This window comes from Glutamicibacter sp. BW77 (assembly GCF_002332285.1).
Taxonomy (GTDB): Bacteria; Actinomycetota; Actinomycetes; order Actinomycetales; family Micrococcaceae; genus Glutamicibacter; species Glutamicibacter bergerei.
Window position 1 is genome coordinate 50,729 of sequence record NZ_NRGT01000075.1, and the last position, 21,339, is coordinate 72,067.

Below are 21,339 nucleotides of genomic sequence, written 5' to 3' on the forward strand. Positions count from 1 at the left end.
TCTCGCCACCTCCCCTTAAAGCTTGATTTCGATGTTGACATCCGCTGGCAGATCGAGACGCATCAGCGAATCTACGGCCTTCGGGGTCGGATCAACAATGTCGATCAGACGCTTGTGCGTGCGCATTTCGAAGTGCTCACGGCTGTCTTTGTACTTGTGTGGCGAACGGATAACGCAGTACACGTTCTTTTCCGTTGGCAGCGGCACTGGGCCGACTACGGTTGCGCCTGCGCGCGTGACCGTCTCAACGATCTTCCGGGCCGAAACGTCAATGACCTCGTGGTCATACGACTTCAGCCGGATGCGGATTTTCTGTCCCGCCATGGCGTCATGCCTCTTCCTGTTAGCACTATCAAAAATTACTGTGCCTATATACGGGTTCTTGCGAACCGGCACGCCTTACGCTGCGACTGAATCCGGATGAGATCCGGGTTCCTCACCCGCAGGTGGCTCCGACCCCCGCGGTCGGGCGTGTCGTGAAATTTTCAGTCACGACAATTCCGACATAGTTTTCACCTTGTGCGAAGATCTTTTTGTTTGTCACCGTTGTATCGATCCCGAACCCCAGGCATTATCCTGCGTGAGAGTCGATCCCTGTCGAACAAACCAATTCCGATTACCCCTCGCGGGGATCGGGTTGCAATCAAGCAACTTATCTAGTCTGACAGGTCGACCGCCCTCGCGCAAATCTTTTGGACTGATTTGGCGCCGTGATCTTGACCTCACGAGTTCAAATTCTTCTGATCTGGCCGTGAATTTTCATCCTGACCGAACTCAGCGTGGGTTTCGCCTCGCTGCTCATCGGTGCGTGGTTTGCGTTCCACCCGGACCAGCTTCAGCACCGCGGCCACGATCAAGCCAATCCCGGCAAGTACCAGCCAGAGGAAGGCCAGATAACGCAAGAACCACAATACGGCCGCGGTAATGGCAATCGCACCCCACCAGATGTAGCGTTTCCGTCCAAGCTTGAGCCCCAGGACAATCAAGGCGGCAAAGAAGAACAGGCTAAAGACCTGCGCTACTCCATTACCGTCTATCAGGGTACTGATCTGGGTCAGCGAGGCTAAGACCGCGCTCATGATCACATACCGATGGGCAACAGGACCTCGTTTGCCCACGAAGTGCCGCGCAGACAGAATAATCGTAATCATCGTGAAGTAGAGGAAGTAGATACTGGCTACAGGCATCTGGCGTATCTGAACGTAACTGCTGAAGGCCAAGAATGCGCCGAGCACTATCAGCGCGTCAGTCCCCCACAGCTGCCAGCGTGTGGGCAATTCGAAGTACCTGGTCAAGGCGCCGGCGGCAAAGATCAGTACAGCGCCGGCGATAATCCACGCGGTGCGCGGATCGTTATAGTGCACCAGTAAGCCAGCGACCCCCGTGCTGAGAATCGTTGCAGCAAAATAAATACGAGCGGCTTGTCCAGCAGCGGCTTGGGAAGAGCGCACGTCCCGTGGGTAGCGCGGCGCAGGGTCCGCGAACCTGCCATGCAGTAGCGAAGTGACCAGTAACAGAATCGCGGTGAGCAGTAGTTGCCAAGTTAGATCCATCCACGACTGCAGGCTAAAGGTAGTGCCTTCACGCCAGTAGGCAATACCTTGGCCAATGGCAGCGAACAGTGCCACACTGGATCCGGCCGCCAACCAAGCAATCTTTTTGGTATGCACCAAAAGCGCTAGTTGTACCGAGGTAACCAGCAGGACCAACGCGGTCCAGCCCGCACCGGTGGTAACCAAGGTGATGACGAACAGCGCAAAGAGTGTTCCAAAAACTGGGGCAAAGCGCAGCGTTTGTGAATTCCGCAAGGGCCATTGCGTGGCAAGCGCCAGTAGCGCCACGGCGAGCAGCAGGATTTGTGCCACCTGCACAGACCACCAAGGCCCGTGAATCCACCCAGTCGCCTCGAAACTCTGAACACCTTGAATATAGACCAGCCCGCACAGCCCAATTACCGTAGCGAATAACAGGAACTCTGCATGCGTCGTTTGTTTCCTCAGTGCGTAGAATCCCTTCACCGAGTGAATAATCCAAAGGCTGATCCCTAACAGCATGGTGCCACGGTCTTATAGCCCGAAGCCGAAGTCGCCGACGAGCAAGACCAACGGCAGCAGGGCGACAAGACCCACGGTAATCCAACGCATTTCCCGACTCAGTGCACGCTTTGCGCGCATCACCAGGAACAAGCGGACCAGTTGCGGAAGCATCACCGAAACTATCAGCAGCGCAAAGCGTCCGGAGAAGTCGACGTCTAGGTAGTTCGCGAACCACCAAATACTCAGGCTGAAGGTCAGTTGCGCGGCAGCGGCGTAAACCGTTTTCCATTGCGGCGCCTGGACCCTGCGGGCATTGAGTAGATAGAAGCTTAGATTTGCCAGTGCGACAACCGCCACGATGAGCACTAAACTTTGGAAACTAAAGATCAACAGTGCGGCACTGGCTACCAACACCATGATGCGCAGTATTTGCGCATCTCGTTGCTGTCCATGGTTATCCAGACGCCAGCCTGCCAGTATCACATTGACTAGCGCGAGGATGATCCCCAAGGCGAGCCAAGTTCCTACACTCAGCGTCAGGAAGCTCGCTTCCCCAATTGAAGTCACCGTGTTGTGCAGCGACAGGACATAGCTCAGCGTAAGCACCGCGAGCATTACCGAAGCACCAAAATGAATGAGGTGTTCTCGTGTGGGCGGAAGCTGACGTCTGCTACGAAGGGTCGAGATCAACCACAGCGCAAAGAGCGGCAACCATAAACCCACCACCCATGCTAAGTTCAAGGATTCGAACACCGCTGCATCTCGGCCGTAGCCTTGTGCAATGCCCGTTGGTTGCTCAAACCCGGTCAGCAGCTGTTGCAGGGCTCGGCCCACAAAACCACCGAAGACAAGTACGCCAAGCCAGCGGGTCAGATCCAAGACAAGGTGCCATTGACGCTGTGTTTCGTTGCGGAACGCAAGGGTCAGCCCAAGGATAGCTACTGCCAACGCTGGCAGTACTCGCCAAGCAAATAGGTCGCTGGCTACTACGGCTAACACCGCCAGCAGCACGATGGCGACGGCCTCAATTTTTCCGCGATGATGCAGCGCAGACAGCGAGAATACCTGCAGCAACGGAATCAGTAGCACGGCATAGCCCCACGGCACCACTGGTCCGGTAACCTGCGCCAACGCCACCAGCAGTGAGCCGGCGACCAGCACCCACAGTGCAATGCGTTCGGTTCGCCACCAGCTGGCGGGGACCGAGAAGAGCTGGCGGTAGCCTCGGGCGAAGTATGTGACGGCTAAGGCTTGTCCGGCCCAGAGCGCAGCGCTGATGGCCCAGGTAGTTTGTGCTTCCAACGCTAAGTAATTGCCGGTAGCAAAAATCAGCAGCATGAAGGTCACTCGTGCCGCGTAGAGCCGGTAGAACCGGAACTGCTTTATGAGCCGAATCGTGAGTAGCAGGTGAGCGGTCACCAGGAAGAAGACCCAGAGCAGATCGCGTGGGTTCAACGAGGTATACATGACCAGTGCTAAGCCGAGCACTAGCAACGGCAGAAGTTGCCCGGTGGCAAAAACTGCCGAATAGAACAGTGAGGAGCGAACCTTTTCGCTGCGTACGGCCAGCACGAGTAAAACCACCGAAAGCACCAGCAAGAAGAGCAGGTAGAACAAGATGCCTCGTTGCACCGTGGCTGCGCAGGCCATGGTGGTGGAGACCAAGACGAAAACTGCAATCCACGCGAGCACCCGCGAACGTAATCGAACCGTGGCAAAACCTACGGCGAGCGTGCCAATGACCGAGAAGATCAGCCAGAGGACCGGGGCAGAGAGCGACAGCGTCTGATAAGTGGCGATTCCCGATAGCGGAAGTAAGGCCAGACCGGTTCCGGCGAATGCGCTCGCGGCAGGCTTGAGGTTTTTCTTTGCCGCATGCACGTAGAGGCCACCGCCGTAAAACACTGCGGCGAGCACAAACAGGGCGATGAGTTTAGGAAGCGGTGGTAACGCGAAGCTGAGGAAGAGGGCGGCGGCGGCCACGATGAGCAGCGCCGCCACATACAAGGTGACGTTGATATTGCGTAGTTCGCGTTCGCGTGCAGTGAGCACCTTGACCGGACGCGCTGGCGCTAGCGGAGCAGCAGGCTTAACCGGTGGCTGCGCATAAGCTCCTGCGTGCGTACTTTGCAGCTGGTCATTCGGTGTCCACTCGGTGAGTGGCCCAGTAGTTGGCGGTGCATTACTGACAGGCTGCTGCACCTGCCCAGTTGCCGGCGCCGCTTGTTTGGCTTCGCGTGCGGCGTAGCTGGTGGCTGCGTTATAGCCCTCTTGCCAGGCCTGGCGTTTTGCTTGGGCATCAGTGGACTGCTTCTTTTCACCGACTCGATATCCGATGAAAAAGCTCAACGCCAAGAGCAACATCACTACGATGAACCAGAACATACTTCGCCCTTAACTAGTTGAGCCCACCACGGGATATCCACTCCTCCAATTAGACCACTGTCTAGATATACTTGCGAGGTTACACGCGTGGTTAAGCAAAAAGATCTCCACTACTTCGCAAAGAAGTAGTGGAGATCTTTTATGTCAGACCAGTCGGTCTAGATCATTAGTAGCGAACTACTTGGTGATCTTGGTGACCTTGCCCGAACCAACGGTGCGGCCGCCTTCGCGGATAGCGAAGCCGAGGCCATCTTCCATGGCGATTGGCTGAATCAGCTCAACCGACATTTCGGTGTTGTCGCCAGGCATAACCATCTCGGTGCCTTCTGGCAACGTGATGACGCCGGTGACGTCGGTGGTGCGGAAGTAGAACTGCGGACGGTAGTTCGAGTAGAACGGGTTGTGACGTCCGCCTTCGTCCTTCGACAGGATGTAGACGTTAGCTTCGAAGCCGGTGTGTGGGGTGATCGAGCCTGGGGCTACGACAACCTGTCCACGCTCAACATCGTCGCGCTTCAGACCGCGAAGCAGCAGGCCACAGTTCTCGCCGGCCCATGCTTCGTCAAGCTGCTTGTGGAACATCTCGATACCGGTAACGGTGGTCTTCTGGATCGGACGGATGCCGACGATCTCGACCTCCGAGTTGATCTTCAGGGTGCCACGCTCGGCGCGACCGGTTACAACGGTACCGCGACCGGTGATGGTGAAGACGTCTTCAATTGGCATCAGGAATGGCTTGTCGCGATCACGAACTGGGTTCGGGATGTAGGTATCGACAGCATCCATCAGATCCTCGATGGACTTGGTCCATACTGGATCGCCTTCCAGAGCCTTCAGGCCCGAAACGCGAACCACTGGAGCGTCATCGCCATCGAAGCCCTGCGAGGAAAGAAGTTCACGAACTTCCATCTCGACGAGCTCTAGGAGCTCCTCGTCCTCAACCATGTCCGACTTGTTCAGTGCGACCATCAAGGTTGGAACACCAACCTGGCGGGCCAGCAGAACGTGCTCGCGGGTCTGAGCCATTGGGCCGTCAGTAGCGGCAACCACGAGGATTGCGCCGTCCATCTGAGCAGCACCGGTGATCATGTTCTTGACATAGTCAGCGTGGCCTGGAGCGTCAACGTGTGCGTAGTGACGGCTCGGGGTCTGGTACTCAACGTGCGAGATATTGATGGTAATACCGCGCTGGCGCTCTTCTGGAGCCGAGTCAACCGACGCGAAGTCGCGCTGCTCGTTGACATCTGGGTACTTGTCAGCAAGTACCTTGGAGATGGCAGCGGTCAACGTGGTCTTACCGTGGTCAACGTGACCAATGGTGCCGATGTTGACGTGCGGCTTGGTCCGCTCGAACTTTGCCTTTGCCACAGGTTCCTCCTAGAAACGTTTACAGAAGACTTACTTTCGTTTGCGCGGTTCGCAAACGAACTGAAATTAGTCTACTGGGGGCTTGGATAAATATAAAAATTTCGGTCCTGCGCGGGCCCTGCATGTGATGCAAATCCCTCGTTGGCCGTTTGCGAGGCCGGCTTCATTGGCAATAAAGCCGGCTTCGCGATCGGCCACTCCCCCGCACGGGCGGGGTCACGGCCAAGTTTGGTTCCTAGGCGATTACTCGCCGCGGGCCTTCTGGATGATCTCTTCGGCAACTGCCTTCGGGACCTCAGAGTAGCTGTTGAAGGTCATCGAGTAAACTGCGCGACCCTGGGTCTTCGAGCGCAGGTCACCAATGTAACCGAACATCTCCGACAGTGGCACGGAGGCATTGATAACCTTCACACCAGCTGCGTCGGACATTTCCTGGATCGAGCCACGGCGGGAGTTCAGGTCGCCGATAACGTCGCCCATGTACTCTTCCGGGGTACGAACTTCGACGCTCATCAGTGGTTCAAGCAGGATTGGGTTAGCGCGACGTGCGCCTTCCTTGAATACCTGTGAGCCAGCGATCTTGAACGCCATTTCCGAGGAGTCAACATCGTGGTAAGCACCGTCGAGGACGGTAGCCTTCACGCCAACCATTGGGTAACCGGCGAGGATACCGTACTGCATGGCGTCCTGGATACCGGCATCGATGGATGGGATGTATTCACGAGGAATACGACCACCGGTGACAGCGTTCTTGAACTCGTAGTTCACGCCGTCGACAACCTCGAGAGGCTCGAATGCAACCTGGACCTTTGCGAACTGGCCCGAACCACCGGTCTGCTTCTTGTGGGTAAAGTCAACCTTATCCACGGCAGTCTTGATGGTTTCGCGGTATGCAACCTGTGGCTTACCAACGTTGGCTTCCACGCGGAATTCGCGCTTCATGCGGTCCACCAGGATATCCAGGTGAAGCTCGCCCATGCCGCCGATTTCGGTCTGGCCGGTGTCATCGTTCAACGAAACGGTGAAGGTTGGATCTTCTGCAGACAGCTTCTGGATAGCGGTCGACAGCTTCTCCTGGTCACCCTTGGTCTTAGGCTCGATGGCCACGAAGATCACTGGTGCTGGGAACGACATCGACTCAAGCACAATCGGGTTCGCTGGATCGCAAAGGGTATCACCGGTGGTGGTATCCTTTAGGCCGATCACGGCGTAGATGTGACCTGCGTGGATCTCGTCTACCGGCTGTTCCTTGTTGGCGTGCATCTGGAAGAGCTTGCCAACGCGTTCCTTCTTCTGCTTCGTCGAGTTGAGCAACTGTGTACCTGAAGTTGCACGGCCCGAGTAAACGCGGATGAAGTTCAGCTGACCGAAGAATGGGTGAGCGGCAATCTTGAAGGCCAGGGCCGAGAAAGGTGATTCCTCGGTAGGCTCGCGAGTGAGCTCAACTTCTTCGTTCTTTGGATCGTGACCGATGGTCACGCCGACGTCCATTGGGTTTGGCAGGAAGTCAATTACGGCGTCGAGCATAGGCTGCACGCCGCGGTTCTTGAAGGCCGAACCACAGTAAACTGGGTAGATCTCCGAGTTGATGACCATCTTGCGAATGCCGGCCTTGAGCTCGTCATTGCTGATCTCTTCGCCTTCGAGGAACTTCTCCATGAGCTCGTCAGAGCCCTCGGCGACATCCTCAACCAGCTTGGCGCGGTATTCCTCGGCCTTTTCCAGCATGTCTGCAGGAATTTCGCGAGTCTCGTAAGCGGCACCCATGGTGACGTCACCCTTGGAGTCGCCTTCCCAGACGAATGCCTTCATGGTCATCAGGTCAACGACACCGACAAATTCATGCTCGGAGCCGATAGGCAGCTGCATGACCAATGGCTTAGCACCAAGGCGCTTGATGATGGTTTCCACGGTGAAGTAGAAGTCTGCACCCATCTTGTCCATCTTGTTGACGAAGCAGATGCGTGGAACGTTGTACTTGTCAGCCTGGCGCCATACGGTCTCGGACTGAGGCTCAACGCCTTCCTTGCCATCAAATACTGCAACGGCGCCATCGAGCACGCGAAGCGAGCGCTCCACCTCAACGGTGAAGTCAACGTGGCCAGGGGTGTCAATGATGTTGATCTGATTGTTGTTCCAGAAGCAAGTCACGGCGGCAGACGTGATAGTAATGCCGCGTTCCTTTTCCTGTTCCATCCAGTCAGTAGTCGAGGCACCGTCGTGTGTCTCGCCGAGCTTGTGATTTACACCCGTGTAGAAAAGGATGCGCTCAGTAGTAGTGGTTTTACCAGCATCGATGTGGGCCATGATGCCGATATTTCGGACCTTATTCAGGTCAGTAAGCACGTCCTGTGCCACGTTGTCTCCCTTAAAGGTGAGGCAAGGAATGCTGGATGCCTGTTGACACCCAGCACTTCCAAGCGTTTCTTACCAGCGGTAGTGAGCGAAGGCCTTGTTGGACTCGGCCATCTTGTGAGTGTCTTCGCGACGCTTCACAGCGGCACCCAGACCGTTCGAGGCGTCCAAGATCTCGTTCATCAAACGTTCGATCATGGTCTTCTCGCGACGAGCCTTCGAGTAACCAACCAACCAGCGAAGAGCTAGTGCGGTTGCACGGCCTGGCTTGACCTCAACAGGAACCTGGTAGGTCGCGCCACCAACGCGGCGTGAACGAACCTCAAGGGCCGGGCGGATGTTATCCATGGCCTTCTTGAGAGTCGAAACAGCGTCGGCGCCGGACTTTGCAGCGGCACCTTCGAGTGCGCCGTAAACAATGCGCTCTGCAGTGGACTTCTTGCCGTCTACGAGAACCTTGTTGATCAGCTGAGTGACCAATGGGGATTCGAAGACTGGATCAGAAACTAGTGGGCGCTTTGGCGCCGGACCCTTACGAGGCATTACTTACCATCCTTCTTTGCACCGTAGCGGGAACGAGCCTGCTTGCGGTCCTTAACACCCTGAGTATCCAGAGCACCACGTACAATCTTGTAACGAACACCTGGAAGGTCCTTTACACGACCACCGCGAACGAGCACGATGGAGTGTTCCTGCAGGTTGTGTCCGACACCTGGAATGTAAGCGGTAACTTCGATGCCACCGGCAAGGCGCACACGTGCGACCTTACGCAGAGCCGAGTTAGGCTTCTTCGGGGTGGTGGTGTACACACGAGTGCACACGCCACGGCGCATTGGGTTGCCCTTGAGGGCAGGAGCCTTGGTCTTGACGACCTTAGGCGAGCGGCCCTTACGGACCAGCTGCTGAATAGTAGGCACTTTCGTGTCCTTCCATTGTCTAAGTTTGTCGGCACCACAACCGGACAGTTATCTGCCAAATCGTGGAGCTAGCTGCTTGCTTTACAGCCATGGGACTAAATGCCCCTAGGCGTGCGAAAGTGTGGCATTTGTTGCGCAACCTGCCCGCAACCCGGACTGTGTCCATTTTGCCACACCTAAAACAATTGCTTTCAGTCTAGCATTAATCCGCCATCGCTCTAGGTTCAGTAAGCTATCTCACCTATCACCCGAGCATAACTAGGTAAGCTGAACGCCGGCCATACCGCAGATGACCACAGGCTGAACCTCGGTGCATAACTTGCAAACCAAGCCTCTAGTGGAGAACTCCCCCAAGGGACTTATCTCCCCTTCGATTGTGCTTAAATGGAACACCCGCCGGTACCCAAAGGTACCGGCGGGTGCGTTGACTAACTAGTCAAAAATCCGTGTTTAGCGGAAGTCTGAACCGTGGTCGTAGTCATCCATCGAGATGGCCTGGAATTCTGGCGAAAGATTGCCTTCCAGAGCATCGTCGTACAGTCCCGAGGAGAATGCCGAGGAACCGGTGAACAAAGTTGCCTTTGCTTCGTCGGTTGGCTCAACGTTGATCTGGGTGTAGCGATCCAGGCCGGTACCGGCTGGGATCAACTTACCGATGATCACGTTCTCCTTCAGACCCAACAGTGGATCTTCCTTACCTTCCATCGCAGCCTGAGTCAGCACGCGGGTGGTTTCCTGGAAGGAAGCAGCCGAGAGCCATGAATCGGTGGCAAGCGATGCCTTGGTAATACCCATCATTTCGTCACGACCGGCAGCTGGACGCTTGCCTTCGGTGACTGCCTTCTTGTTCGCAGCGGTGAAGCGCGAACGGTCGGCCAACTCGCCTGGCAGCAATTCAGTTTCGCCGGACTCAATGACGGTGACGCGACGCAGCATCTGACGGACGATGACTTCCACGTGCTTATCGTGGATGCCTACACCCTGTGACTGGTACACGTCCTGGACCTCGCGGACCAGGAACTTCTGTGCTTCACGTGGGCCCAAGACTCGAAGAACCTGCTTCGGATCCAAGGTACCGCTGGTCAGCTGTGTACCGGCAATGATGTTTTCGCCCTCTTCAACCAACAGGCGAGCACGACGCAGAACCGGGTAGGCCTGCTTCTCGTCGCCGTTGTCTGGAGTGACTACAACACGTAGCTGCTTCTCGTCGTCCTCGATCGACACGCGACCGGTGACCTCTGACATCGGAGCCACACCCTTAGGGGTACGGGCTTCGAAGAGCTCCTGGATACGAGGCAGACCCTGAGTAATATCATCAGCCGATGCAACACCACCGGTGTGGAAGGTACGCATGGTCAGCTGAGTACCTGGCTCACCAATGGACTGTGCGGCGATGATGCCCACGGCCTCACCGATGTCAACGGTCTTGCCGCTGGCCAGCGAACGACCGTAGCACTGTGCACAGGTTCCGACGGCGGAATCACAGGTCAGCACGGAGCGAACGCGGATTTCATCGATACCTGCTGCGTACAGCTGGTCGATGAGCACGTCGCCCACGTCGGAACCGGCTTCTGCCAGAACCTTGCCGTCAGCATCCTTGACCTCGGTAGCCAGCGTACGGGTGTACGCCGAGTTCTCGACGGTCTCGTGCATCATGCGTACACCAACGGAGTTGTTGGCGATCGGCACGGTCAGACCGCGGCGGGTGCCGCAGTCATCTTCACGAACGATAACATCCTGTGAAACGTCGACCAGACGACGGGTCAAGTAACCGGAGTTAGCGGTCTTCAATGCGGTATCGGCCAGACCCTTACGGGCACCGTGAGTAGCAATGAAGTACTCCAAAACCGACAGGCCTTCGCGGTACGAAGACTTAATCGGGCGAGGAATAATTTCACCCTTAGGGTTGGACACCAGGCCACGGATACCGGCAATCTGACGCAATTGCAGGTAGTTACCACGAGCCTTGGAGGTCACCATACGGTTAATGGTGTTCAGCTCTTCCATACCGTTCTTCATCGCCTCGGCAACCTCATCGGTAGCCTTGGTCCAGATGTCGATCAAGTCCTGACGACGCTCGGTATCGGCGATCAAGCCCTTATCGAACGAAGCCTGAACCTTCGCGGCACGAACCTCATAAGGAGCCAAGATGGCTGCCTTATCCATATTCGAGGTAATGTCCGAGATGGCCACGGTGACGCCCGAGCGGGTTGCCCAGTAGAAACCGGAATCCTTGAGGTTATCCAAGGTTTCTGCCACTGCGATCTTCGGGTAGCGCTCTGCCAGATCGTTGACGATCTCCGAGAGTGCATCCTTGCCGGCAACCTGCGCTACCCATGGGTAATCCGCTGGCAGGGTGTCGTTGAACAACACCTGACCCAGCGAGGTCTCCAGAAGTGCTTCGGTACCTGGCTCCCAACCTTCCGGAGCAGGCTGCTCGTCAGAAGGAACGAAGTTCGGAACACGAATCTTAACCGGTGCGTTCAGGTGCAGTTCACGCAGGTCCATTGCCATGATGGCTTCGGCAACCGAGGTGAAGGTGCGTCCTGCGCCAACTTCGTTGGCACGCTTGGTCGTCAAGTGGTGCAGACCGATGATCATATCCTGTGAAGGAAGAGCAACCGGGCGACCATCCGAAGGCTTCAAGATGTTGTGCGAGGACAACATCAAGATGCGAGCTTCGGCCTGTGCTTCTGGGCTCAGCGGCAGGTGAACTGCCATCTGGTCACCGTCGAAGTCGGCGTTGAAGGCTGCACAAACCAGTGGGTGCAGCTGCAAAGCCTTACCCTCAACCAGCTGTGGTTCGAACGCCTGGATGCCCAAACGGTGCAGGGTAGGTGCACGGTTAAGCAGTACCGGGTGCTCGGTGATGATCTCTTCGAGAACATCCCAAACCTGTGGACGGTAACGTTCGACCATGCGCTTAGCGGACTTGATGTTCTGTGCGTGGTTGAGGTCAACCAGGCGCTTCATCACGAACGGCTTGAAGAGCTCCAAGGCCATCTGCTTAGGCAGACCACACTGGTGCAACTTCAGCTGCGGACCAACAACGATGACCGAACGGCCCGAGTAGTCAACACGCTTACCCAACAGGTTCTGACGGAAACGACCCTGCTTGCCCTTGAGCATATCGCTCAACGACTTCAGTGGGCGGTTACCCGGTCCGGTGACCGGACGGCCACGACGACCGTTGTCGAACAGGGAATCAACAGCTTCCTGGAGCATACGCTTTTCGTTGTTCACGATGATCTCGGGAGCACCAAGATCAAGCAGACGCTTCAGGCGGTTGTTACGGTTGATCACGCGACGGTACAGGTCGTTCAGGTCCGAGGTAGCGAAACGGCCACCGTCGAGCTGAACCATTGGACGGAGCTCTGGTGGGATCACCGGAACTGCATCCAGAACCATGCCTTCAGGCGAGTTCTCGTTGACCAAGAAGGCGTTAACAACCTTCAGGCGCTTCAGTGCACGAGCCTTCTTCTGGCCCTTGCCTTCGTCGATGATCTGCTTGAGCAGTTCAGCTTCGGCCGCAAGGTCGAAGTTCTGCAGGCGCTTCTGGATTGCTTCTGCACCCATGGAGCCTTCGAAGAACAGTCCGTACTTTTCACGCATGGTGCGGTACAGGCCTTCGTCGCCTTCGAGGTCGGCGACCTTCAGGCCCTTGAAGCGTTCCCAGACGGCACGCAGACGTTCGGCTTCAGCCTTTGAACGCTTGTCGATCTGGAGCACGGTCTTCTCTGCCAGGGTGCGAGCCTTGTTCAGCTCGGCGCCCTTGGCACCGTCGGCTTCCATGCGCTCCAGCTCGGTTTCGAGCTCAGCGGCAATAGCCTTCTTGTCTGCTTCAGCGTTATTAGCCAGGTTGCGCAGTTCCAGATCATGCTGGGCCTGCAGGTTGGGCAATTCGGCGTGGCGACGGTCCTCGTTTACCGAGGTGATCATGTATGCAGCGAAGTAAATGACCTTTTCAAGGTCCTTCGGAGCAAGATCCAACAGGTAGCCCAAGCGCGATGGAACGCCCTTGAAGTACCAGATGTGGGTCACTGGAGCTGCAAGCTCGATGTGTCCCATGCGCTCACGACGAACGTTAGCGCGGGTCACCTCGACGCCGCAACGCTCACAGATGATGCCCTTGAAGCGCACGCGCTTGTACTTACCGCAGTAGCATTCCCAGTCGCGGGAAGGGCCGAAGATCTTTTCGCAGAAAAGACCGTCCTTCTCCGGCTTCAGGGTGCGGTAGTTAATGGTTTCCGGCTTCTTGACCTCGCCGTAGCTCCAACCGCGAATTTCTTCTGCGGATGCAAGGCCAATGCGCATGAGGCCGAATGAGGAATCGTTGGACATAGGGTCCTTTTCTCTCTTCTTTGGTGTCTGAAGTCGATACGAATAAGTAAGTCTTGGTTTCTCGCTACGCTCGCTGGGCCAGCTGGCCTCCTGAGGCAGCGATCAAACCTAGACCTCCTCTACGGAGTTTGGCTCCGACCGGGAAAGGTCGATGCCAAGCTCTTCCGCCGCACGGAACGATTCCTCGTCCGATTCGCGCATTTCGATCGTGTTGCCGTCGGTACCAAGTACCTCAACGTTCAAGCACAACGACTGCATTTCCTTGATGAGCACCTTGAACGACTCTGGAACGCCTGGTTCCGGAACGTTCTCGCCCTTGACGATGGCTTCGTAGACCTTTACACGTCCGTGGATATCATCCGACTTGATGGTCAGAAGTTCCTGCAGGGTGTAAGCGGCGCCGTAGGCTTCCAGTGCCCAAACTTCCATCTCACCGAAGCGCTGGCCACCGAACTGGGCCTTACCACCAAGTGGCTGCTGGGTAATCATGGAGTATGGACCGGTGGAACGTGCGTGAATCTTGTCGTCCACCAAGTGGTGAAGCTTCAAGATGTACATGTAGCCAACGGAAACCGGGTCCGGGAAAGGCTCGCCGGAACGACCATCGTACAAACGGGTCTTACCGGTGTTACCGATCAGACGCTCGCCATCACGAGTGAGGTTCGTTGAATCCAAGATTCCGCGGATTTCCTCTTCCGAGGCACCATCGAAGACCGGGGTCGACACGGTGGTCGGTCCGGACTGACGAGGCAAGTTAGGCAGATCCTTCACCCAAGCCGGCTCGTTTTCGATGTTCCAGCCCTGCTTGGCAGCCCATGCGAGGTGGATTTCCATAACCTGACCGACGTTCATACGGCCTGGCACACCCAGTGGGTTCAAGATGATATCCAGTGGGGTTCCGTCTTCGAGGAACGGCATGTCCTCAAGTGGCAGAATCTTGGAAATAACACCCTTGTTACCGTGACGACCGGCAAGCTTGTCACCATTGGTGATCTTGCGCTTCTGTGCCACGTAGACGCGAACCAGCTGGTTGACACCTGGGGAAAGGTCATCATCGTTGTCGCGATCGAAGATACGAACGCCAATGACGGTGCCCGACTCGCCGTGCGGAACCTTCAGCGAAGTATCGCGAACTTCGCGGGACTTCTCACCGAAGATCGCGCGCAACAGACGCTCTTCTGGGGTCAGCTCGGTTTCACCCTTAGGGGTGACACGGCCTACCAGCACGTCGCCGGCTTCAACTTCAGCACCGATGTAGACGATGCCGCGGTCATCAAGCTGGGACAGGATGTCCTCGGAGACGTTCGGGATGTCACGAGTGATTTCCTCGGCACCAAGCTTGGTGTCGCGGGCATCAACTTCGTGCTCTTCGATGTGAATCGAGGTCAGCACGTCTTCGAAGATCATGCGCTGCGAAAGAATGATCGCATCCTCGAAGTTGTGGCCTTCCCATGACATGAATGCCACGAGCAGGTTCTTACCCAAGGCAAGCTCACCCTTGTCGGTCGACGGACCGTCGGCGATGATCGACTGGAATTCCAGACGGTCACCTTCGTTAACCAGCACGCGCTGGTTGTACGCGTTGCCCTGGTTCGAGCGGGAGAACTTCATGATTGGGTACATCGACTCGGTGCCGTCATCATTCATGACAACAACCAGGTCTGCGGAAACCTCGGTGACAACACCTGGCTTCAGCGCAACGATGGAATCGCCGGCGTCAACCGCGGCGAACTTCTCCATGCCGGTACCAACCAGTGGCGACTCCGAAGCCAACAGCGGCACAGCCTGGCGCTGCATGTTGGCGCCCATCAGTGCGCGGTTAGCATCGTCGTGCTCGAGGAATGGAATCAGTGCGGTTGCAACGGAAACCATCTGGCGAGGCGAAACGTCCATGTAGGTCACTTCGGCTGGCTCAACGATAACGGGCTCGCCGCCACCGCCCTTTTCACGAACGAGTACGGTCTCTTCGAGGAAGCGGCCGTCTTCTGCCAGTGGAGCGTTAGCCTGTGCGATGAAGTGCTGAAGCTCGTCATCTGCGGTCAGGTAGTCAACCTCGTTGGAAACAACGTTGTCCTTAACCCGACGGTAAGGAGTTTCGATGAAGCCGAAGGAGTTGATGCGTCCGTAGGTAGCCAACGAACCGATCAGACCAATGTTTGGACCTTCGGGAGTTTCAATTGGGCACATACGTCCGTAGTGGGACGGGTGAACGTCTCGAACTTCCATGCCTGCGCGGTCACGGGACAGACCACCTGGGCCCAGAGCCGACAAGCGACGCTTGTGGGTCAGACCGGCCAGTGGGTTGTTCTGGTCCATGAACTGCGAGAGCTGCGAAGTACCGAAGAACTCCTTGATTGCAGCAACCACAGGGCGGATGTTGATCAGCGTCTGCGGGGTGATCGCTTCCACGTCCTGGGTGGTCATGCGCTCACGCACAACACGCTCCATACGGGAAAGACCGGTGCGGATCTGGTTCTCGATCAGCTCGCCGACGGCGCGGATACGACGGTTACCGAAGTGGTCGATGTCATCTACGTTGACCGGTACGTCGACGATCTCGCCCTTGCGGGTACCGGAGATGGTCTTCTCGCCTGCGTGCAACGCGACGAGGTAACGGATCATTGCAATGATGTCGTCTTGGGACAGAACCGATGGGCTCTCGGCGTCAACCGGAACCTCTACACCAAGCTTGCGGTTGATCTTGTAACGACCAACCTTTGCCAGGTCGTAGCGCTTTGGCTCGAAGTACATGTTGCGCAGCAGACCCTGTGCAGCGTCCACCGTTGGTGGCTCGCCTGGGCGAAGCTTGCGGTAGATATCGAGCAAGGCTTCATTCTGATCCTTGACGTTATCCTTCTCCAAGGTGGCACGAATTGAATCGTACTGACCGAATTCGGAGAGGATCTTTTCTTCGCTCCAGCCAAAGGCCTTGAGCAACACGGTGACCGACTGCTTACGCTTACGGTCCAAACGCACACCAACCTGGTCGCGCTTGTCGATTTCTAGTTCGAACCATGCACCACGCGAAGGAATGATGCGCGAGGAGTAGATGGTCTTGTCACTGGTCTTGTCCGGCGTGGACTCGAAGTACGCGCCTGGGGAACGGACCAGCTGCGACACAACAACACGCTCGGTGCCGTTGATGACGAAGGTGCCCTTGTCGGACATCAGTGGGAAATCGCCCATGAATACGGTCTGCTGCTTGATTTCGCCGGTTTCATTGTTCATGAATTCGGCCTTGACGTACAGCGGTGCCGAGTAGGTGGCGTCGCGATCCTTGCACTCTGCGATCGAGTACTTAGGATCAGCGAATTCCGGATCGGAGAAGCTCAAGGACATGGTGTCCTGGAAGTCTTCAATCGGGGAGATTTCCTCGAAGATTTCAGCCAGACCCGAGACAGCTGGCACGCTGGTGTCACCAGCGGCTTCGGCCTTGGCTAGGCGAGCCTTCCACAGGTCATTGCCGATGAGGCGGTCAAAGCTCTCAGTCTGCAATGCCAACAGGTTAGGCACTTCAAGGGGTTCGTTAATCTTTGCAAAAGAAAGTCGGCCAGCGTATGCAGCATCGCGAGCCGAACTAGCGGTTTGGTTGTTAGGGTTGCTCGAGGCGACCAAGATGGATCCTTCCAAAGACCGTCAGGTTTCCGAACGCCAACCGTGCTAAGGTGCCTGTCATAGGACAAGCCCTCGTGTGACGACGCGAACCCACCGCTATATGAAGGCCACGCGCGCAAACAGGTATGGCGCAAATTTCTACTCTACCGGAGTATTTTAAGCTTGTCGATATCCGCGAGAGAAATTCATGCTATAGTTTCTTGCTACTTTTTGAAGCGACCGGATTTCAGGCACATTTCTGCCATTCGCGGTTGTCACCGGCGATACCCAGAATGCCTTTCTGGTCGCAATTCCGCTCACATTCACCCACGTGAGAGAACAAAAACGGGACCTTAGGCGAATATCGGCCGCCTACCTGGACTCCCCCGCAGTGAAAACAGAATCGTCGCGGTCTATCGTCAGTGTGCAGTTACTCACAGTGGCAATAATTCACCAACTTCGACCTCTACGGAGTATCGCGTCCGCTATCGCACCGTAATTTTCATGAAATCTTTTTTGGCTGCTGCTTTTAGGTCATTGTGCCTTCGCACCGAGCCAACAATAGTGCGCTCATTCCCATTGAGCACCTTCCGCCTTAATGCCCCCGGCAGGGATGCGCAATAGGATTCACGTGCACCGTCTGAAGATTTTTCCGTTCTCCTTGGTCCCGCACGCCACCCACAGTCTTCGCAGACCGTAGACGCAGAACAAGCCATTAGACGTAAAGCTCGACTTACCATTGCCTGACAGTGTGTCCTAGATCTCCAAAAGTTCAAGATTATGAGCTAGCCTCGGGGGAAGGCTAAACCCAAGTGGCAGGAGCATCAGTGGAAATTGAAGTCTTATTTTCTGCTGAACCCTCCATGGGCAGCAAGCCTTGAGCCGGCGCAGAAGATAGCAGTCAAAAGCTAGGAGTGCAGAAGCATGAATCAGTCAAAGGTTAACGAAGCACTTACCCGAGTCAGCCTCGATGCTTCACGTCGGGATATACCTATTGAGATAGTTCCGCGTGAGCCGGCCAATTCTCTAGAGCACGCCGCAGAACTACTCGGTGTGATTCCAGCCCATTTGTTGAAGACACTTGTTATTAAGCGTTCCGACGACACGTACCTATTTGCTTTGGTGCCAGGCGGACGGAAACTAAGCTGGCCGAAACTACGCGAAGTAGTAGGAGTTAACAAGCTTTCACTGCCAGATGCTGATATTGCCTACGACGTCACGCGCTACGTACGCGGAACGATTACTCCGTTCGGCTCTCATTCAGTGCTTCCGGTATATATCGATGCCAGCGTTTTCACAGAGCCTGTCCCCGAGGCAGTAGCTCTAGGATGCGGTGAACCCGAGCACGGACTACTGGTTGATCCTCAGGACCTGGTTAACGGATTTGATGCCACGATTGCCGATATTTCGATTTCCGAGTAGCCGAGCCAAGGCCTGAAACCGGAAGTCTTTGAGCCCAAGCGCTCAAAGCAGTCAGGGACTTGATGGATTCATTGCGTAGCCAGAGACCTACTGGCTTTTCAATAAAGCGAGCCACCAGGTAGGCCACGAGAAGCATGATGGCGAAGGTCAACGCAAGCAACACATATTTGTTCATGGTGTCGCTCAGGCTATGGATGATCCACCATCCCCAGATTTGGTGGAAGAGGTATAACGGGTAGGTCAGCGACCCTGCCACGACTAGCCATCGCGCCTGGACATTTTTCAGTGGCGTCAGCGTACATACTGCCAACAAGGCTACGCAGAGGAATGCCAGCAGCGAGAAGTGCCAGGCGGGGACAGTTATTCCAGAGAGGTAGTCGTTATCGAAGCTACCCTTCAATCCGGTGAAGTAAGCAGAGACTACGGTGTTGAATGCGACCATAGCCCAACGCCCGATGGTGTGCCCGTTCTGGTAAATCAAAAACAGAACCATGCCGGCGGCGAATTGTGCCGCGTATTGCCCAGCAATCCACTCCTGGGCTTTGTCCATGCCAGCTACGTGCAGGAGGATTCCGAGAGTCGGCCAGATAAACGACAGCCACATGATGTTTTTGATTTTAACTAGTCCGACAACTAACAGCAGTGCAAGCAACACATAAAAGCGGAACTCCACCCACAGGGTCCAGTACACGCCGTCAAGATCTCGCACTCCCATGCCCTGTTGGACCATGGTGAGGTTTGGGACGATATCCTCGCGACTTCGTCCGTCTTGCGCGTCAGGCCAAATTTTGAAGGTGAGAACTGCCGCTGCAATCACCGCAAGCCAGTAGGCCGGATATAACCGGCCTAAACGTGAGCCGATGAAGTGGATCAGGTTCTTGCCTTGGACGGACATCAAGATCACGAAGCCAGAGATCAAGAAGAAGAGCTGTACACCAATCAAGCCGTAGCGGCTGAACTGCGAGAGTATGGGCCAAGCATCTGGAGCTTTAAGTCCCCAGTGGCTGTGTCCCCACGCGGTGTAGTGGTAAAGAACCACGATTAAGGCAGCGCTGATTCGTAGGCCGTCTAGTAAACCTAGCCGTGCACCTGTCTTCTTCGTTTCCTGAGTTTGAGTTGTTGACACCATTTCACTGTAAACAATGAACTTGAATAAACCCTGTTAATAGAAACGTTATAAAGCATTAGACACATTATTTGACTTTAACGACCAAAGGGCCCATGGACACGAAGTCCATGAACCCTTTGGCAATAAGTTGCGAGTGACCGCGGTACTTACTTTACGGTTACAGTTGCGCCGGCAGCTTCGAGAGCTTCCTTTGCCTTTTCTGCAGCTTCCTTGGTTGCACCCTCAAGGACAGCCTTTGGAGCCGAATCAACGACCTCCTTGGCTTCCTTCAGGCCGAGGGAAGTCAATGCACGAACTTCCTTGATGACTGCGATCTTCTTGTCGCCAGCCGACTCAAGAACGACATCGAATTCGGTCTGCTCTTCTTCAGCAGCAGCTGCGCCGCCTGCTGGGCCTGCAACGGCAACTGCAGCTGCAGTTACGTCGAAGGTCTCTTCGAATTCCTTCACGAACTCCGAGAGCTCGATGATGGTCATTTCCTTGAATGCTGAAAGCAGCTCTTCAGTGCTGAGCTTCGCCATGGTCGGCGTCCTTTCGGTTTTGGCCCTGAGGCCTATGAATTGGGGTTACGATGCGAAAGAGTCGCGAAAGCTTAGGCTTCTGCCGGAGCTTCCTCGGCAGCTGCGCCACCGTTCTCTTCTTCTAGCTTCAGACGCAATGCGTCCACGATGCGCACAGCAGCGGAGGCCGGAGCCTGCAGTACTGCAGCAACGCGAGCGAGCTGAGTTTCGCGGGATTCCAGGGCTGCCAGAGCGGCGATGCCGGCCTGGTCAAGGGCCTTGCCCTCGAAGAAGCCAGTCTTGACGACAAGCTTCTCATTAGCCTTTGCGAACTCCGTGAGGCTCTTTGCGGCAGCAACTGCGTCACCCTTGATGAAGGCGATTGCAGTCGGACCGGAAAGCTGACCATCGAATGCATCGATGCCAACTTCCTTCGCTGCGATAGCGGTCAAGGTGTTCTTCACAACTGCGTACTTGGTATCCTGACCAAGTGAGCGGCGAAGTTCCTTGAGCTGTGCAACGGTAAGCCCACGGTATTCGGTCAAGACAGCCGCAGTTGATTCCTTGAAGTCTGCAGCGATTGCTTCAATCGCTACAGTCTTGGTAGGCGTTGCCATAACACTCCTTCCGGGGATTTGTTCGGTACCGTTTCATAACCGGCGAGGCCAATAAAAAAGGCCCCGCGCAGGAGCACAGGGCATTTCAACTAATTCAAGTTAAAACAAATCTATGAAACCTGCGTTGGCCGCTCTTGCGAGCTCTTCGGGACTTATGCATGCATATGTCCGGCCGACGGTCTTCGGTATCTCTAGTCTAAACGGGGATTGTGGCATCTTCCAAATCGATAGCCGCACAGCCCCCATGATTCGACTCACTTAATGGTCGTTAAAAGACAAGGCCTGAAGCCAGCACTTGGGGGACGCTGACAACAGGCTACTTGTCGATATAAAAGTTTTGGGGAAACTCTTATATCCAGGTCCTACATGGTCTTGGGGGGCCCATGCAGAAGCTGCCGATCAAGTCGGTACTTAAACCTTATCACCACTTATTGAAGCAAAGGAACACATCTCAGACAGATCACCGGCAAAACTCAGGCAATTCGCATCTCTAGCTGCTGCGAGAATTTCCCTGCTGCTTTACCTCTAGTCATGGCCTGGTCCCCCGGTTGCCAAAAACCTGCGGTGGCACAAAACACGGCCCCTTTGAGAGGGTACTCACCACAACTTTAGCTCGCCAAAGCTACCGAGGTTTCCTCTGGTTCGTGGAATCGCAAAAACCGCGGGGTAGATCAG

Annotated in this window: 13 protein-coding genes; 1 reads left to right on the top strand and 12 read right to left on the bottom strand. The window is 55.7% G+C overall.

The annotated features are described in order from the left end of the window. Positions 1 to 15 precede the first annotated feature (15 nt). The 9 genes from rpsJ to rpoB form a co-directional block, all read right to left on the bottom strand. Entirely contained in the window at positions 16 to 324 is a 309-nt protein-coding gene (gene rpsJ, locus CIK74_RS14435) for a 30S ribosomal protein S10 (RefSeq protein WP_013349689.1), read from the bottom strand. A 398-nt stretch (positions 325 to 722) separates the two neighbouring features. Beyond that, positions 723 to 2,018 (bottom strand): hypothetical protein, encoded by a 1,296-nt coding sequence (locus CIK74_RS14440; RefSeq protein ID WP_205738294.1) that lies wholly within the window; start codon positions 2,016 to 2,018, stop codon positions 723 to 725. Between the two features lie 48 nt (positions 2,019 to 2,066). Further along, positions 2,067 to 4,421, bottom strand: coding sequence for a hypothetical protein (locus CIK74_RS14445; RefSeq protein WP_096256905.1), 2,355 nt, complete (start codon positions 4,419 to 4,421; stop codon positions 2,067 to 2,069). 177 nt (positions 4,422 to 4,598) lie between these two features. Next, complete coding sequence (gene tuf / locus CIK74_RS14450) at positions 4,599 to 5,789, bottom strand: elongation factor Tu (protein ID WP_096256906.1); 1,191 nt, start codon at positions 5,787 to 5,789, stop codon at positions 4,599 to 4,601. 243 nt (positions 5,790 to 6,032) lie between these two features. Then, entirely contained in the window at positions 6,033 to 8,147 is a 2,115-nt protein-coding gene (fusA, locus tag CIK74_RS14455) for an elongation factor G (protein WP_096256907.1), read from the bottom strand. A gap of 69 nt (positions 8,148 to 8,216) precedes the next feature. After that, the gene (rpsG, locus tag CIK74_RS14460) at positions 8,217 to 8,687 is read right to left on the bottom strand and encodes a 30S ribosomal protein S7 (RefSeq protein WP_096256908.1); all 471 of its coding nucleotides are present in this window, start codon (positions 8,685 to 8,687) and stop codon (positions 8,217 to 8,219) included. After that, positions 8,687 to 9,061: a 30S ribosomal protein S12 gene (gene rpsL / locus CIK74_RS14465; protein ID WP_047119685.1), complete on the bottom strand. Its 375-nt coding sequence runs from the start codon at positions 9,059 to 9,061 to the stop codon at positions 8,687 to 8,689. The genes rpsG and rpsL overlap by 1 nt, the downstream gene beginning before the upstream one ends. A gap of 450 nt (positions 9,062 to 9,511) precedes the next feature. Beyond that, positions 9,512 to 13,402, bottom strand: coding sequence for a DNA-directed RNA polymerase subunit beta' (locus CIK74_RS14470; protein ID WP_096256909.1), 3,891 nt, complete (start codon positions 13,400 to 13,402; stop codon positions 9,512 to 9,514). 108 nt (positions 13,403 to 13,510) lie between these two features. Continuing rightward, the gene (rpoB, locus tag CIK74_RS14475) at positions 13,511 to 17,017 is read right to left on the bottom strand and encodes a DNA-directed RNA polymerase subunit beta (RefSeq protein ID WP_096256910.1); all 3,507 of its coding nucleotides are present in this window, start codon (positions 17,015 to 17,017) and stop codon (positions 13,511 to 13,513) included. A 903-nt stretch (positions 17,018 to 17,920) separates the two neighbouring features. Here rpoB and CIK74_RS14480 point away from each other — a divergent pair. Next, entirely contained in the window at positions 17,921 to 18,418 is a 498-nt protein-coding gene (locus CIK74_RS14480) for a YbaK/EbsC family protein (protein ID WP_096256911.1), read from the top strand. Here CIK74_RS14480 and CIK74_RS14485 read toward each other — a convergent pair. The 3 genes from CIK74_RS14485 to rplJ all read right to left on the bottom strand — a co-directional run bounded on the left by CIK74_RS14485 (position 18,372) and on the right by rplJ (position 20,664). Further along, positions 18,372 to 19,547 (bottom strand): acyltransferase, encoded by a 1,176-nt coding sequence (locus CIK74_RS14485; RefSeq protein WP_096256912.1) that lies wholly within the window; start codon positions 19,545 to 19,547, stop codon positions 18,372 to 18,374. The two genes, CIK74_RS14480 and CIK74_RS14485, sit on opposite strands and share 47 nt — an antisense overlap. 146 nt (positions 19,548 to 19,693) lie before the next feature. Then, positions 19,694 to 20,068, bottom strand: a complete 375-nt coding sequence (gene rplL / locus CIK74_RS14490) for a 50S ribosomal protein L7/L12 (RefSeq protein ID WP_096256913.1) — start codon at positions 20,066 to 20,068, stop codon at positions 19,694 to 19,696. Positions 20,069 to 20,139: 71 nt separating this feature from the next. Beyond that, a complete protein-coding gene (gene rplJ / locus CIK74_RS14495) occupies positions 20,140 to 20,664 on the bottom strand; it encodes a 50S ribosomal protein L10 (RefSeq protein WP_096256914.1) in 525 nt (174 codons plus the stop codon). Positions 20,665 to 21,339 lie beyond the last annotated feature (675 nt).